The sequence below is a fragment of the Bradyrhizobium sp. JHI2711 genome (genome assembly GCF_056156565.1).
On record NZ_JBPZPT010000005.1, the window covers coordinates 334,531 to 349,243 of the forward strand.

18 protein-coding genes are annotated in these 14,713 nt (G+C 64.8%); 13 read left to right on the forward strand and 5 right to left on the reverse strand.

What is annotated here, in order from left to right:
• The first annotated feature begins 126 nt into the window (after positions 1 to 126).
• From ACTEK7_RS32250 to adhP, 3 genes are all read left to right on the forward strand, one after another.
• Positions 127 to 516 (forward strand): DUF4189 domain-containing protein, encoded by a 390-nt coding sequence (locus tag ACTEK7_RS32250; protein ID WP_036043591.1) that lies wholly within the window; start codon positions 127 to 129, stop codon positions 514 to 516.
• A gap of 66 nt (positions 517 to 582) precedes the next feature.
• Positions 583 to 993 (forward strand): DUF2000 family protein, encoded by a 411-nt coding sequence (locus ACTEK7_RS32255; protein WP_225147542.1) that lies wholly within the window; start codon positions 583 to 585, stop codon positions 991 to 993.
• A gap of 139 nt (positions 994 to 1,132) precedes the next feature.
• A complete protein-coding gene (adhP, locus tag ACTEK7_RS32260; protein ID WP_225147541.1) occupies positions 1,133 to 2,158 on the forward strand; it encodes an alcohol dehydrogenase AdhP in 1,026 nt (341 codons plus the stop codon).
• 67 nt (positions 2,159 to 2,225) lie between these two features.
• Here the strand turns inward: adhP and ACTEK7_RS32265 are convergent, their stop codons facing one another.
• Genes ACTEK7_RS32265 through ACTEK7_RS32275 form a run of 3 tightly spaced genes read right to left on the reverse strand, consistent with a single transcriptional unit; the run spans position 2,226 to position 3,448 of the window.
• Positions 2,226 to 2,639, reverse strand: a complete 414-nt coding sequence (locus tag ACTEK7_RS32265) for a GFA family protein (RefSeq protein ID WP_036012827.1) — start codon at positions 2,637 to 2,639, stop codon at positions 2,226 to 2,228.
• A 15-nt stretch (positions 2,640 to 2,654) separates the two neighbouring features.
• Entirely contained in the window at positions 2,655 to 3,116 is a 462-nt protein-coding gene (locus tag ACTEK7_RS32270) for an SRPBCC family protein (protein WP_225147540.1), read from the reverse strand.
• Positions 3,113 to 3,448 carry an ArsR/SmtB family transcription factor gene (locus ACTEK7_RS32275; protein ID WP_036043607.1) on the reverse strand — a complete coding sequence of 112 codons (336 nt, stop codon included), beginning with the start codon at positions 3,446 to 3,448 and terminating at the stop codon, positions 3,113 to 3,115. The genes ACTEK7_RS32270 and ACTEK7_RS32275 overlap by 4 nt, the downstream gene beginning before the upstream one ends.
• A gap of 106 nt (positions 3,449 to 3,554) precedes the next feature.
• Between ACTEK7_RS32275 and ACTEK7_RS32280 the strand changes: the two genes are divergently transcribed.
• From ACTEK7_RS32280 to ACTEK7_RS32305, 6 genes are all read left to right on the forward strand, one after another.
• Positions 3,555 to 4,250, forward strand: a complete 696-nt coding sequence (locus tag ACTEK7_RS32280) for a TetR/AcrR family transcriptional regulator (RefSeq protein ID WP_085969158.1) — start codon at positions 3,555 to 3,557, stop codon at positions 4,248 to 4,250.
• Complete coding sequence (locus ACTEK7_RS32285) at positions 4,247 to 5,050, forward strand: HlyD family secretion protein (protein ID WP_036027776.1); 804 nt, start codon at positions 4,247 to 4,249, stop codon at positions 5,048 to 5,050. Before ACTEK7_RS32280 ends, ACTEK7_RS32285 begins: the two co-directional genes overlap by 4 nt.
• Positions 5,047 to 5,979, forward strand: coding sequence for an ABC transporter ATP-binding protein (locus ACTEK7_RS32290; protein ID WP_036027774.1), 933 nt, complete (start codon positions 5,047 to 5,049; stop codon positions 5,977 to 5,979). Before ACTEK7_RS32285 ends, ACTEK7_RS32290 begins: the two co-directional genes overlap by 4 nt.
• Positions 5,976 to 7,139, forward strand: coding sequence for an ABC transporter permease (locus ACTEK7_RS32295; protein ID WP_225147539.1), 1,164 nt, complete (start codon positions 5,976 to 5,978; stop codon positions 7,137 to 7,139). Before ACTEK7_RS32290 ends, ACTEK7_RS32295 begins: the two co-directional genes overlap by 4 nt.
• Positions 7,140 to 7,168: 29 nt before the next feature.
• Positions 7,169 to 8,476: an adenylate/guanylate cyclase domain-containing protein gene (locus tag ACTEK7_RS32300; RefSeq protein ID WP_225147538.1), complete on the forward strand. Its 1,308-nt coding sequence runs from the start codon at positions 7,169 to 7,171 to the stop codon at positions 8,474 to 8,476.
• Between the two features lie 152 nt (positions 8,477 to 8,628).
• Entirely contained in the window at positions 8,629 to 9,543 is a 915-nt protein-coding gene (locus ACTEK7_RS32305; RefSeq protein WP_225147537.1) for a PhzF family phenazine biosynthesis protein, read from the forward strand.
• A 131-nt stretch (positions 9,544 to 9,674) separates the two neighbouring features.
• On the opposite strand, the gene ACTEK7_RS32310 is transcribed toward ACTEK7_RS32305, so the two are convergent.
• Entirely contained in the window at positions 9,675 to 10,136 is a 462-nt protein-coding gene (locus tag ACTEK7_RS32310) for a DUF488 domain-containing protein (protein WP_109143263.1), read from the reverse strand.
• A gap of 7 nt (positions 10,137 to 10,143) precedes the next feature.
• On the reverse strand, positions 10,144 to 10,980 hold the full coding sequence (locus ACTEK7_RS32315) for a DUF72 domain-containing protein (RefSeq protein ID WP_225147536.1): 837 nt from the start codon (positions 10,978 to 10,980) through the stop codon (positions 10,144 to 10,146).
• 98 nt (positions 10,981 to 11,078) lie between these two features.
• On the opposite strand from ACTEK7_RS32315, the gene ACTEK7_RS32320 reads away from it, so the two are divergent.
• From ACTEK7_RS32320 to ACTEK7_RS32335, 4 genes are all read left to right on the forward strand, one after another.
• Positions 11,079 to 11,459 (forward strand): hypothetical protein, encoded by a 381-nt coding sequence (locus ACTEK7_RS32320; RefSeq protein WP_036012816.1) that lies wholly within the window; start codon positions 11,079 to 11,081, stop codon positions 11,457 to 11,459.
• A gap of 135 nt (positions 11,460 to 11,594) precedes the next feature.
• Positions 11,595 to 11,795, forward strand: a complete 201-nt coding sequence (locus tag ACTEK7_RS32325) for a hypothetical protein (protein ID WP_036027765.1) — start codon at positions 11,595 to 11,597, stop codon at positions 11,793 to 11,795.
• Positions 11,796 to 12,035: 240 nt separating this feature from the next.
• Positions 12,036 to 13,163 carry a glycosyltransferase family 2 protein gene (locus tag ACTEK7_RS32330; protein WP_225124781.1) on the forward strand — a complete coding sequence of 376 codons (1,128 nt, stop codon included), beginning with the start codon at positions 12,036 to 12,038 and terminating at the stop codon, positions 13,161 to 13,163.
• Between the two features lie 6 nt (positions 13,164 to 13,169).
• Entirely contained in the window at positions 13,170 to 14,672 is a 1,503-nt protein-coding gene (locus ACTEK7_RS32335) for a glycosyltransferase family 39 protein (RefSeq protein ID WP_225147535.1), read from the forward strand.
• Positions 14,673 to 14,713 lie beyond the last annotated feature (41 nt).

Here is a 14,713-nt window from a genome sequence, read left to right on the forward strand (position 1 = left end):
TTCGCTAATCCGCCCTACGGGACTACGGCATCCTCCAAGCCTGCCGATTTCAACCCCCCGTTCACCATCTGGAAACGACCGCCGCTTAGAGTTGCCGCCACCTGCCTTGGGGGGAGGGGTTTTTCCATGGCTTCGAACGTCGTCGCGCGCCGTTGCGCGATGTTTTTCCTTGCGCTGTCCGTTTTTGCATCCGGCGCGCGCCATATGACAGAAGCCCAGGCCGCCGGCGCTTTCGCGGTCGGCAAGTGCGGCGCTTATGGCCAGGCCTATGATTATGGCCACGAGCACGAGGCCCGCGCCGCCGCGCAGAAGCAGTGCAAGGGCGATTGCACCACCATGACAATGAAGCGCGCCTGCGCTGCGATGTCGGTCGATATGACCAATCCCTGCGGCGCCTACGGCTATGCCGTCAAGCCGAATATTTCCGCCTCGCTCAACGCCGCTACGCGCGAATGCTACAAATACGGCGGCAAGGAATGCGTGATCCGCGCCTGGGCCTGTGACGCCAAGGGGTGATTTTCTCTTGCTGTCGTGATCGGGCGTTGCGTAGCATCGCCTCGGGAATGACAGTGGAAGGCATACATGCAGTTCGACACCAAGATCGCGGTCGTGATCCGTACCGATCTTCAAGCCTGGCAGAAGCTGAACGTAGCCTCCTTCCTCACCAGCGGCATCGCCGCGGCCTTTCCGGAATGCATCGGCGAAGCCTATGAGGACGCCTCGGGCACGAAGTATCATGCACTGATCGGCCAACCGATCCTGATCTATGGCGCCGACGGTCCGGCGCTGTCGCGCGCGCTGGACCGCGCGCTCACCCGCAACGTCAAGGCGGCGGTCTATACCGAGGAAATGTTCAAGACGACGCATGATGCCGCCAACCGCGAGGCGGTGAGGGCGGTTGCGCGCACCGATCTCAATCTCGTCGGCATTGCGATACGCGCCGAGCGCAAGGTGATCGACAAGATCGTCGACGGTCTCAAGTTCCATAGCTGACAGATCGAGAGCATCGCGCGGCGTCATTGGGGTGTCATGATGGACCCGCCCTTGCGCAATCATTGTGCTGTTTGACTCTCGTCAAGGGTGCGCCGGGCGGCGTCGCTATTCTGCTTCACAAAGCACAAGGAGCAGACCGATGCCGACCATGAAAGCCGCAATCGTCAAGGGATTCGGCAAGCCGCTGGTGATCGAGGACGTGCCGGTGCCGCAGCCCGGTCCGGGCGAGGTTCTGGTCAAGGTCAAGGCCTGCGGCGTCTGTCACACCGATCTGCATGCCGCCTCCGGCGACTGGCCGGTGAAGCCGGTGCCGCCCTTCATCCCCGGCCATGAAGCCGCCGGCATCGTCGCCGCACTCGGGCCCGGCGTGAAGAATCTGAAAGTCGGCGATGCCGTCGGCGTCGCCTGGCTGCACGACGCCTGCATGTCGTGCGAATATTGCGAGACCGGCTGGGAGACGCTGTGCGAGCACCAGCACAACACCGGCTACAGCGTCAACGGCGGCTTTGCCGAATATGTCATCGCTTCGGCCGCGTTCGCCGCCAAGCTGCCGGCGACGATCGATTTCGCGGCCATCGCGCCGATCCTCTGCGCTGGGGTCACCACCTACAAGGGATTGAAGGAAACCGAGGCCAAGCCCGGCGAGTGGGTCGTGATCTCCGGAATCGGCGGGCTCGGCCATGTCGCGATCCAATACGCCAAGGCGATGGGGCTGAAGGTCGCCGCGGTTGATATCGCCGAGGACAAGTTGGAGCTGGCGCGTGAAACCGGTGCCGATCTCGCGGTCAACGCGCTGGCGGATGGTGCAGTGGAGAAGGTGCTGACGGCGAGTGGGGGAGGCGCGCATGGCGTGCTGGTGACGGCGGTGTCGACTGCTGCATTCGCTCAGGCGCTCAAGATGGTGCGTCGCAAGGGCACTGTCAGCCTCGTCGGCCTGCCGCCGGGCGAATTCCCGACACCGATCTTCGACGTCGTGCTCAAGCGCATCACCGTGCGCGGCTCCATCGTCGGCACCCGCCGCGACCTCGACGAAGCCATCGCGTTTGCCGCCGACGGCAAGGTCAAGGCCGAGGTGACCAAGGTGCCGCTCGCAGCGATCAACGAGGTCTTCGACCGGATGAAGGCCGGCAAGATCGACGGTCGCATGGTGCTGGATTTTGGCTAAAGCGTTTTCGAGCGAAGTGGACACCGGTTCGCGTAAAGAAAACGCGTCAAAACAAGAATCTGGCGCTTTACCCCGGCGGCATGCCGTCGAACTTCACCAGGCCAGGGTCGAGAGGATCCCACTCATGGCCGCGCGCGGCGAAGGTCACCGCCTGCGGCCTGTAGCGGGCGGGCTCGTCGAGGCTTGCCGCCCGGATCGTGAACACGTCAGGCTGCGCCGCGAAGGTCATGTAGACAGCTACGCCGCATTGTGTGCAGAAGCCGCGGGTCTTCACCTTGCCGTTGTCGGCGACCATGTCCCAGTGCCTGGCATCGCCCGTCAGCGTGACGCCGGCGCGCGCGAAGGTCGCGTACGAGCCATGGCCGCTGCCGCTTTCCCGCTGGCAGTCCCGGCACTGGCAGTGATTGCTGAAGAGGGGTTCCCCTTCGATCGAATAGCGGATCGCGCCACAGGCGCAGCCGCCGGTATAGGGTTTCTCCACCGTGATATCTCCCGCTCAATCTTCGCCGCTGATCTCATCGAGCTTGCGAACCACTTGCTTCCAGCCGCCGCTCATCACCGTGTAGGCCGACTCGTTCCTGGGCAGGACGAAGCCCGCATGGACGAGGCGGATCCGTGTGCCGGCTTCGACCGGGGTGAGGGACCAGGTCACGACGGTGTCGAGCGGGGCGCCATAGCCGGTGTTGCGCTCGTCGCCGCCCTTCCAGGCGTAGACGAGGCGGCTGAAAGCCACGACCTCCAGAACCCGGCAATGGATCACGCCGTCCCAGTTGCCGCCCGGTTTGGTCTGGAAGGTGAAGGACTTGCCTTCGATGGCCTCAAACCCGGTCGGCTGCATCAACCAGCGCCCGATCAGCTGCGCGCTGGTCAGCGCCTTCCAGATCGTCTCGGGTGGGTGGGGGAAGACCTCGTCGATGACGATGTCTCTGGTGTCGGCTTTCAAGGCGGCAGCACTCACGGGTCGATCTCCTTCAAAAGGTCACGCAGGTTCTGGAAACGCTCGCGCCAGAAGACGCCGTAATGGTCCATCCAGGTGACCAGCGGCTCCAGTCCTTGCGGCGCGGCGCGGTAATAGACGTTGCGGCCCTCGGCGCGCTCGGCGACGAGGCCCGCTTGCTTCAACGATTTCAGGTGTTGCGAGACGGCTCCTTGCGTGACGCCGCTGCCGCGCGTCAGCTCGGCGACGCTGATCTCTTTGCTCTCGAACACACGCTCGAACACGGCGCGGCGGGTCGGATCGGCAAGGGCGCGCATCACGGTGGTGACGGGGTTTGGGGTGGCTTCGATCATGCCATCAAATTAGCAGATACTAATGCATTAGTCAACACTAATTCGTCTGGACAGTCGCCGCCCCCGCGCTCTTGACTATGACTGACCAGTCAGTCATATATATCGAATGACGAAGAAGCCGACCAAAGCCGCCTTGCCCTCCGCCGCTCCCACCGGAGCGAACGACCCTGGGACTGCTGGCCCCGATGCAGCGCCTGCCTCGAACCGCGCCTCGCGTGCGGCGGAGCGGCGTGCGGCGATCGTGGAGGCGGCGATGGAGGAGTTCATCGCGCGCGGCTTTGCCGCCACCAGGCTCGACGACATCGCCAAGCGCGCCGGCGTCGCCAAGGGCACGATCTACCTGCACTTCAAGGACAAGGAATCGATGTTCGAGGAGCTGGTGCGCATCGTCATCGTTCCCGTGGTCGCACGGCTGACCACGCTGCCGCCGCCGGCAGGCTCGGTGCGCGACCTCATCGAGACGTTCGCCGGCAACTTCCTGAAGGAGGTGATCGGCACGAGACGGGGCGATCTGGTGCGTCTGATCGTGGCGGAGGGGCCGCGCTTTCCGTCCGTCGCCGACTTCTACTACCGCGAGGTGGTCTCGCGCGGGATCACTGCCATGCGCGCGCTGATCGAGCTCGGCATCGCCCGCGGCGAGATCCGGCAGAAGGACCTCGCGCGCTATCCACAGATCCTGGTCGCGCCCGCGATGATCGCCGTGATCTGGCAGAGCCTGTTTGCGCGGCATGCGCCGCTCGACGCGCAGGAGATGCTGCGCGTTCATCTCGATTTGATTTTTGGCGAACGGAGGACGACATGAGGTCGTCGCAAGTGATTTCTTTCTTGGCATTGGTCCTTGTGCTCGCAACCGGGCTTGCCGGGTGCAAGGAGAAGCGCGATCCCGGCTTCCAGGGCTGGGTCGAGGCCGACATGATCTTCGTCAGTCCGGACGAAGCCGGGCGCGTCACCAAGCTCAATGTCCGCGAAGGCGACGAGGTCAAGGTCGGCGATCACCTCTATTCCGTCGATGACGATCTCCAGCTTGCCGACCTCAACCAGCAGAAGGCGACGCTTGCGAATGCGCAGCAGACCTATGACCGTGCGGCCTCGCTGAACAAGACCGGTTCGGGCACGCAGGCCAATCTCGATTCCGCCGTGTCCGCCTTGCGCGTCGCGGAGGCGCGGGTGGCGACCTCGGAGACGCGGATGGCGCGGCGCAAGGGCTTTGCGCCAGTCGCCGGCACCATCCAGCAGATCTATTTCCGCGAAGGCGAGATGGTGGCGGCGCAGCGGCCGGTGCTCTCGATCATGCCGCCCGGCAACATGAAGCTGCGCTTCTTCGTGCCGGAGACCGAGCTGCCGAAGCTCGCGATTGGCGACACGGTGCGTGTCTCCTGTGACAATTGCGCCGCCGACCTCACCGCGAAGATCTACTTCATCGCGACCTCGGCCGAATACACGCCGCCCGTCATCTACAGCCTCGAAGAGCGCAACAAGCTGGTCTATCTGATCCAGGCGCGACCCTCGCGGCCCGATGCCTTGCGCGTCGGACAGCCGATCGACATCCACCTCAATCCCAAAACTCCTGAGACCAAGACACCGGTGGCGGACAAGCGATGAGCAACGGCAACGGCATCGCAATCGACGTCAAGGGCCTGACCAAGTCATTCGGCGGCCGCGAGGTCGTGCACGATCTGTCGATGCAGGTGAAGCGCGGCTCGATCTACGGCTTCCTCGGTCCCAACGGCTCGGGCAAGACCACCACCATCCGCATCCTCTGCGGCCTGCTGACGCCCGACAGCGGCGAGGGCACCTGTCTCGGCTATGACATCCGCCGCGATGCCGAGAAGATCAAGCGCCAGGTCGGCTACATGACCCAGCGCTTCAGCCTGTACCAGGACCTCTCGGTGCGTGAGAACCTCGAATTCGTGGCGCGGCTCTATGGCCTCGCTGACGCGCGCGGCGCCGCGCGCGACATGATCAAGCGGCTCGGGCTCTCGGGGCGGGAGGAGCAGCTCGCCGGCGAGCTCTCGGGCGGCTGGAAGCAGCGGCTGGCGCTCGGGGCCTGCACGCTGCCCAATCCACAATTGTTGCTGCTGGACGAGCCGACCGCCGGCGTCGATCCCAAGGCGCGGCGCGATTTCTGGAACGAGATCCATGCGCTGGCCGCCGAGGGCCTCACGGTGCTGGTCTCGACCCATTACATGGACGAGGCCGAGCGCTGCCACGAGATCGCCTACATCGCATACGGCTATCTGCTGGCGCACGGCACGGTGGAGGAGGTCATCGCGAAATCCGCGCTGACGACCTACACCGTCACGGGCGACGACCTGAACGAGCTTGGCGCGGCGCTCACGGGCAAGCCCGGCATCGACATGGTGGCGCCGTTCGGCACCTCGCTGCATGTTTCCGGCCGCGACGTCCCGGCGCTCGAAGCCAGCATCGCGCCCTGGCGCGAGAGAGGCGGCCTGCACTGGCAGAAGTCCAAGCCCTCGCTCGAAGACGTGTTCATCGAGCTGATGGGACGCTCCAAGGACAATTTCCAATGACCGCGGTAGAACATCCCGAACCACGGCGCGAAATCCGCGAGCGTTTCGGCTTCCTGCGGCGCTCCTACGCGATGCTGGTCAAGGAGTTCATCCAGCTAAGGCGCGACCGCGTCTCGTTCGCGATGATCGTGATGCTGCCGGTGATGCAGCTGATGCTGTTCGGCTATGCCATCAACACCACGCCGCGCCATCTGCCGAGCGCGGTGCTGCTCCAGGAGGATTCCGATCTCGCCCGCTCGGTGCTGAAGGCGCTGGAGAACACCAAATATTTCCGCTTCCTCTACGAGGTTCACGACGTCGACGATTTCGACAACCTCCTGAAGTCCGGCAAGGTGCTGTTCGGGGTCGAGATCCCGCGCGGCTTCGAGCGGGCGGTGCGGCGCGGCGACAGGCCGGCGCTGCTGGTCGCGGCCGACGCCACCGATCCGGTCGCCGCAAGCGCTGCGCTCGGCTCGCTCGGCATGATCGTGCAGACCGCGCTCGCGCACGATCTCTATATCGGCGAGCCCCCGGAGATGCCGTTCGAGATCCGCGCCCACGCCCGCTACAATCCGGCCGCGAACTCCAGCCTCAATATCGTGCCAGGCCTCGTCGGCACTATCCTCACCATGACCATGCTGATCTTCACCGCGCTCTCGGTCACGCGCGAGGTCGAACGCGGCACCATGGAGAGCCTGTTGTCGATGCCGATCAAGCCGGTCGAGGTGATGTTCGGCAAGATCGTGCCCTACGTGCTGGTCGGCTTCGTCCAGGCCTTCCTGATCATCAGCATCGGTGTCGGCCTGTTCGGCGTGCCCGTGCTCGGCAATCTCGTCCTGCTGGCGCTGCTGTCGACGCTGTTCATCACCACCAATCTGGCGGTCGGCTACACCATCTCGACGCTGGTTCAGAACCAGCTCCAGGCCATGCAGATGTCAATGATGTTCTTCCTGCCGAGCATTCTGCTCTCCGGCTTCATGTTCCCCTTCGCAGGCATGCCGGCCTGGGCGCAATATCTCGGCGAATGCCTGCCGCTGACCCATTATTTGCGGATCGTCCGCGCCATCATGCTGAAGGGCGCGACCATGGAGAATTTGCGCTTCGATACGCTGGCTCTGGCGGCCCTGATGCTGCTCGCCATGACCGTCGCGGTGACGCGCTTCCGCCGCACGCTGGATTGAGGCACAATACCCCGGAATCGAGGGGCGGAATGGCCAAGTTTGCGAGCAGGAAGACGCGGCAGCATGCCGTCTTGTCGGAGGACTTCGAGCGCGAGCTGACGCGGGAGGTGCTGCGCACCGAGCTGTTGCGGGTCCGGGCGCTGATCGCGACCGGCTGCGTCATGACGCTGTTCCTCACCGCGATCTATCTGATCGACCCCGCCGTGGTGAACCGGGTCTGGCGCGGCACCGAAGGGTTCGCCGAAGTCTACGGCCTGCTCGTCGGGTTCATTTTGTTCGAGGTCTGGGTACACACCCAGATCAGGAAGAACCTCCGCCTCGATCGCGACGTGCCGGTGGCCAGGCGCTATATCGGCACGCTGATCGAGACGTCGCTGCCAACCGTGATCCTCATCCTGCAGATCCGGACCATGGGCGCGACCCAGGCCCTCGGCTTTGCCGTGCCGCTGATGTACTTCATTTTCGTCATCCTCTCGACGCTGCGGCTCGATTTCTGGCTCTCGACCTTCACCGGCTTCGTCGCTGCTGCCGAGCTGTTCGTGGTCGCACGGGTCTACGATCCCTCGAGCAGCGTCGGCGAGCCCCAGCTCTATTTTCACGCGGTGCGCAGCGCCATCATCCTGATCTGCGGCGTGCTCGCCGGCGCCGTCGGCGCGCAATTGCGCCGGCAGTTCGCCGCGAGCATCGCGGCCGCCACCGCGCGTGACCGGGTCACCAATCTGTTCGGCCAGCACGTCTCGCCGCAGGTGGTGGAGCGGCTGATGACGGCGGGAACGGGCGCTAGCGGCGACGTCCGCCGTGTCGCGGTGATGTTCGTCGATTTCCGCGGCTTCACGGCCGGTGCGCAGTCGCGCAGTCCGCAGGAGGTGGTCGACCGGCTCGACGGCGCCTTCGCCGTCCTGGTCGACATTCTCGACCGCCAGGGCGGCATCGTGAACAAGTTTCTCGGTGACGGTTTCCTCGCGCTGTTCGGCGCGCCGCTGGAAGCATCCGATGCCGCGCACCGCGCGGTCGCCGCCGGCCGCGAGATGCTGAGGGCCATGGACCGCATCAACGCAGAGAGCAGCTGGCCGCTGCGGATCGGCATTGGCATCCATTTCGGCGAGGTCGTCGCCGGCAATATCGGCTCGCCCCGGCGCAAGGAATACACGGTCATCGGCGATACCGTGAACTTCGCCTCGCGGCTCGAGGCGCTGAACAAGGATTTCGGCTCGCAGCTCTTGATCTCGGCGTCCGTGCGCGAGGCGCTGGGAGCCGACGGCAGCGATGCCGTCGCGCTCGGCGAGGTCGAAGTGCGCGGCTACGAGCAGAAAGTACCGGTGTTTCAGCTGGGGTAATGTGCATCACACATCGGTGCGCGCAGTTCTCTTTCATGCAAGCGATTGCTCCGATTGCACTCAATTTTGGGGCATGACGAGCGATGTTTTCGGCTTGTAGAGTGCTGCGCGATGCGGCCGGTCGCGGCCGCGACTTGCATGGGGAAGTGACGATGCAGCGCCGCTACATCACCGTCGACGTGTTCACCGACCGCGCCTTCGGCGGCAACCAGCTCGCTGTGGTGCTCGATGCCGGCGGGCTGACGACGCAGCAGATGCAGGCGATCGCGACCGAGTTCAATTATTCCGAGACCACTTTCGTGCTGCCGCCGCGCGACAGGGCCAACGACGCCGAGGTGCGCATCTTCACGCCGGTGCAGGAGATCGCCTTTGCGGGCCATCCCAATGTCGGCACCGCCTTCGTGCTGGCCTCGATGGCGAAGGAGCCGAAGCCACGCCTGCTGTTCGAGGAGAAGGCCGGATTGGTTCCGGTCGAGATCGTGCGAGAGCAGGGCAGGGTGATCAGAACCGAGCTCACCGCGCCGCAGCCGCTGCAGCGGCTCTCAACGCTGTCGACAGCGGAAGCCGCGAGCTGCATCTCGCTCGTTGCCGACGACATCAAGACCGACAATCACGAGCCACAGGTCGTCACCGTCGGAAACGCGTTTCTGGTGATGGAGCTGCATTCGCGTGAGGCGCTGAAGCGGGCCCGGCCCGATGCTGCGGCCTTTGGCAAGGTCTTGCCGCGCGACGGTGCCCGCTCGGTGTGGTTCTATACGCGCGATGTGCCGGCGGCGGAGGCGCCTTGCGAGCGACAGGCGCGCATGTTCATGCGCGGTGCCAGCGGCCTCGTCGAGGATCCCGCCACCGGCAGCGCCACGGTTGCCGCCGCCGCGCTGTTCGCCGATCTCGATCCCGCGAGCGACGGCGAGCTCAAGCTCACACTCGGCCAGGGTTTTGACATGGGTCGTCCAAGCATCCTCTCGACCCGCGTACGCAAGCAGGACGGCAAAATTGTATCCGCTCACGTCGGCGGCGCTTGCGTGCAGATGATGGAGGGGACGTTCCGGCTGGCGGGGGAGGGGTAACTTGTCATTCCGGGGCGCGCGTAGCGCGAACCCGGAATCCATCTAGCCGCAGTGTTGGTGGAGGAATGGATTCTCAGGTGCGCAATTGCGCACCCTAGCTCGCGCTACGCGCCCCGGAATGACGGCGACAACTACACCTGCCGCCCCGCCAAATTCTTTACCGCAACCCCATCGCGCTCCTCGATGATCTCCGCGATCATCTGGCGGTGGCAGTGGGTGTGGTCGCGCTCGTAGCAGAGCAGGCACACCGGGCCGGCCTTTTTCACCAGCGCAGAAAGCTCGTCCATCTCTTCCCTCGCCTGCGGCGTCTTCAGGTGCTTGGAGAAGATCTTCTCCAGCACGTCGTATTGACCGCTGCGGGCGGCGAGGCGGCCTTCCTTCGGCGTGCCGAGCGCGGCGAGATGGACATAGCCGATGCCGCGCTCGTCGAGGCCCGCCGAAAGCTGCTTCTTGGAAAAGCCCGGCCGACGCGACGACGTCACCGCGCGCACGTCGACCACGAGCTTGACGCCGGCCTGTTCCAGCTCGTCCAGCACGGCCTTCGGCGGCGTCTGCTCATAGCCGATGGTGAAGAGCTTCTTCGCCTTTGCCATGGGACCCTCAACTCACCCGTGCGATCAGTTCCATGGCGCCGTGCGGTGCGCGCACCTTGCCCTCGTGGATGACGTAAGCGAACACGTCGCGCGGCTCCTTTTTTGGCTTGGCCTTGTCGACCTTCGGAAGGTCGTCAGGTTCGCCGCCGGAAGCCCAGGCTTGGAAGCGCTCGGCCCAGGCATCGAGCTGCTTTGGCGGATAGCAGGTCTTGATCTCGTCATCGCCCTTCTGCAGCCGCGCATAGACGAAATCGCCGGCGACATCTGCGATGGCGGGATATTTGCCGTGCTCGGCGAAAACCACGGGCGTCTCGAACTCGCGGATCAGCGCCACGAAGTCCGGCGTGCAGAAGCTGTCATGGCGCACTTCCACGACATGGCGCAGCGCGCGCCCCTCGAGCTTGCGCGGCAACAGCTCCAGGAACTTGCCGAAATCGGCGCCATCGAACTTCTTCGTCGGCGCAAACTGCCACAGCACCGGCCCGAGATGATCGCCGAGTTCCAGCACGCCGGAATCGTAGAACCGCTTGACGGAATCACCGGCCTCGGCGAGCACGCGGCGGTTGGTCGCGAAGCGCGGTCCCTTCACCGAGAACACGAAACCGTCAGGCACCTCGCTCGCCCATTTGCGAAAGCTCTCCGGCTTCTGCGAGCCGTAATAGGTGCCGTTGATCTCGATCGAGGTCAGCTTCGAGGCGGCATAGGACAGCTCCTTCGCCTGCGCCAGCTTCTCCGGATAGAACACGCCGCGCCAGGGCTCGAAGGTCCAGCCGCCGATACCGATGAAGATGTTGCCGGATTTTTTGGACGCAGTTTTTGCTTTGGCCACGGGAGGATCTCGCATCGACGGGGAGGGATCTCATCCTAATCAAACCAGATGTGATTGGCCAGTTGGCCGGTCCGGTCTAAGCTCGCGACGGGCCCGCGAAGAAGGAGAACAAGATGCGGATGCTGCTGGTGGGGGGCGCACTCGTCATGATGACATCTGCTGCCATGACAAGTTCTGCCGTGGCGGATGACGACGACACGAAGGGCGCGCAGAAGCTCGCTCAGCAGGGCCGCGACGACTATTGGCATTGCCTCGCGCGGGAATATTCGCGCGAGTCCAATCAGGGCCTGTCGGAGCAGGATTTCGGCCGCTCGGTTGCGGGAGCCTGTCCATCGGAGCGGCAATATTACCGGGTGACGCTGCTCGATTATCTCACCACGCAATATCCTGATATCGATGCCGGCGCTCATCTCGCCACCGCGAACAGAGCGGTGGAGGCGGCGCAGAAGGACATCGTGATGGCCTTCGTCAAGCACCGGCCGCCCCAGAAGTAGGGGAGTGGCGAATGGCGAATAGGGCGACAAGGCAGGCCATGCTCATTCGCCATTCGCGATTCGCGATTCGCCCTGGGCCTTCCAGTCGCGCGCTCATCCATGGTATCAGTGAGCCCGTCTGGAGCAGGAACTTGCATGTCGTCTGAGTCGGTGGGTGGCATTCTGGGGGCGATCGTCGCGGCGGTCGTCCTTGCGGTTGCCGTCGTGTTCGGGCCGATCGGCCAGTACGGCAAGCCGCCCAAGCCGGCGAAGGCCGAGCCGGCGGCGGCGGCACCCGCAGCCCCGGTCGCGCCCGCGCCGCGCGGGCCGGTCATCCGGGAAGTGCCCAACCAATAGGGTTTGAAAATCGGATTTCCGCCCCTTGCGGAACGCTTTTGCCATTCCCATCTAGCTTCTAACGGCGACGTTGAGCGTAAAGACCTCCGTCGCTGGAACGACCTTGGAATAGCTTAAGGCTTGCGCCGGATGTACGCGCGGCCCGCCGTTCCGGGGTCGTTGGCATTTTAGGCCCCTTTTCGGCCCTTCCCCAGACCCCCGGCTTGGCAGCGCAGGATGCGGCGGATATACGCTGCCGTCATGAACGAAGCGATCAGACCGGGCATCGACAACCAAGCCCACGAGGGGCCGGAACTGTCGGTCATCGTCCCAACTTTCAACGAGCGCGACAACGTCACCGTGCTGTACCGGCGCCTCGAGGCGACGCTCGCCAACGTCGTCTGGGAAGTCGTGTTCGTCGACGACAATTCGCCCGACGGCACCTGGGATGTCGTGCGTGAGCTGGCGCAGCGCGACAGCCGCGTGCGCTGCGTCCGCCGCATCGGCCGCCGCGGCCTGTCGGGCGCCTGCATCGAGGGCATCCTTGCCTCCAGCGCGCCCTATGTGGCCGTGATCGATGCCGACCTCCAGCATGACGAGACCCAGCTGCCCAAGATGCTGCTCTTGCTCGCGAGCGATCAGGCCGACCTCGTCGTCGGCAGCCGCTACATCGAGGGCTACAAGAGCGAAGGCTTCAACAGGCAGCGCGCTGGCGCCAGCGCGCTCGCGACCGAGGTCGCCAAGAAGATGCTGCGGGTCGAGATTGCCGACCCCATGAGCGGCTTCTTCATGATCCGCCGCGACCGCTTCGAGCAGCTCGCGCCAAAACTCTCCGTGCACGGCTTCAAGATCCTGCTCGACATCGTCGCGACCGCGCATGGCAGCTTGCGGGCGGTCGAGATTCCCTACACCTTCGGCGCCCGCCAGCACGGCGAGAGCAAGCTCGATTCCATGGTCGCGCTCGACTTCCTTGGTCTCGTCTTCGCCAAGCTGACCAACGACATCGTCTCGCTGCGCTTCATCCTGTTCGCGATGGTTGGCGGCATCGGCCTCGTGGTGCACCTGACCACGCTGTTCATCGCGCTTCGCCTGTTCAACGTGCCGTTCCCGGAGGCGCAGGCCGCCGGCGCCATCGTCGCCATGACCAGTAATTTCATCCTCAACAATTTCCTCACCTATCGCGACCAGCGGCTGAAGGGCTTTGCGCTGCTGCGCGGCCTGATCGCCTTCTACATCGTGTGCAGCGTCGGCCTGCTCGCCAATGTCGGCGTCGCCTTCTCGGTCTACGACCAGGAGCCGATCTGGTGGCTGGCCGGCCTGGCCGGCGCGTTGATGGGCGTGGTGTGGAACTACGCGATGTCCGGACTGTTCGTCTGGCGCAAGAAATAGCGCGTGATGGGCGGGGCCGACGCGCGGATCGTCCGCAACACCGCGCTGCTGATTGTCGCGCTGGTGGGATTGCGGCTCGTCGCAGCCGCCTTCACGCCGATCACGTTCGACGAAGCCTATTACTGGATGTGGTCGAAGAGCCTCGCCGGGGGCTATTACGACCACCCGCCCATGGTCGCCTATGTGATCCGCGCCGGCACCATGATCGCGGGCGATACCGAGCTCGGCGTCCGCCTCGTCTCGATCCTGCTCGCGCTGCCGATGAGCTATGCGGTCTATCGCTCCGCCGCAATTCTGTTCGGCGGGGTGCGTGTGGCCGCGACCAGCGCCATCCTGCTCAACGTGACGCTGCTGGCTTCCGTCGGCACGCTGATCGTCACGCCCGATGCGCCGCTGCTGGTCGCCTCCAGCTTCGTGCTGTTCTTTCTCGCCAAGGTGCTGGAGACCGGACGCGGCGCCTGGTGGCTCGCGGTCGGCGCCGCCGTCGGCGCGGCGCTATTGTCGAAATACACCGCGATGTTCTTTGGCGCCGCGATCCTGATCTGGCTCGCTTGCGTGCCGAAGCTGCGGCGCTGGTTCCTCTCGCCCTGGCCCTATCTCGGCGGCCTCGTGGCGCTGGCACTGTTCTCGCCGGTGATCCTCTGGAATGCCGACCATCAATGGGTCTCGTTCGCAAAGCAGCTCGGCCGCGCCAGGATCGAGGACTTCCGCCCCGTCTTCATCGCCGAGCTGATCCCGACCCAGATCGCGTTCGCAACCCCGCTGGTCTTCATCCTCGGCGCCATGGGCCTGCATGCGCTGACCTGGCAGCGCGTCGGCGCGCTGCCCTCGCGCGTGCTGATCGAGACGATGTTCTGGACCATCGTCGTCTATTTCGTCTGGCATTCGCTGCATGCGCGCGTCGAGGCCAACTGGTTCGCGCCGGTGTATCCGCCGTTCGTCATAGCCGCGGCCGCCGCGGCCAATCTTGCGCAATGGAAGCCGCGTCAGCGGCGCCTCGTCGACGTTTGCCTGCGCTGGGCCGCGCCTGTGGGCATCGTCATGTTTGCCGCCTTGATCGTGCAGGCCAATACCGGCTGGTTGTCCGGATATCGCCGCGATGCCACCGTGCGCAGTGTCGGTGTCGGCTGGCGCGAGCTCGCGGCCGGAATCGAAGCGGTGCGCGCGCGCAGTGGCGCCACCTGCGTGCTGGCGCAGGATTACGGCACCACGAGCTGGCTCGCATTCTATCTGCCGCGCGGCACCTGCGTCGCGCAGCAAAGCCAGCGCATCCGCTGGGTCAACATGGCCGAACCCGATCCCAAGCTGCTCGCCGGCAAGCTGCTCTATGTCGACGAGCTGCGCGCCGACGGTCATCCTGCCCTCAATGCTCTCTTTGCAAAGGTGACGCAGGTGGCGCAATTGCAGCGCAAGCGCGGGCCGCTCGTGGTCGAGACCTACGGCATCGACCTGCTGGAAGTCGCCAAGGGCGAGGTGCTGGACCGTTCGCCGCCGCCGGAAGCGCGCTAAAGCGCGATGCGATTAGGATGAATCATCGTCGCGCTTTAGGT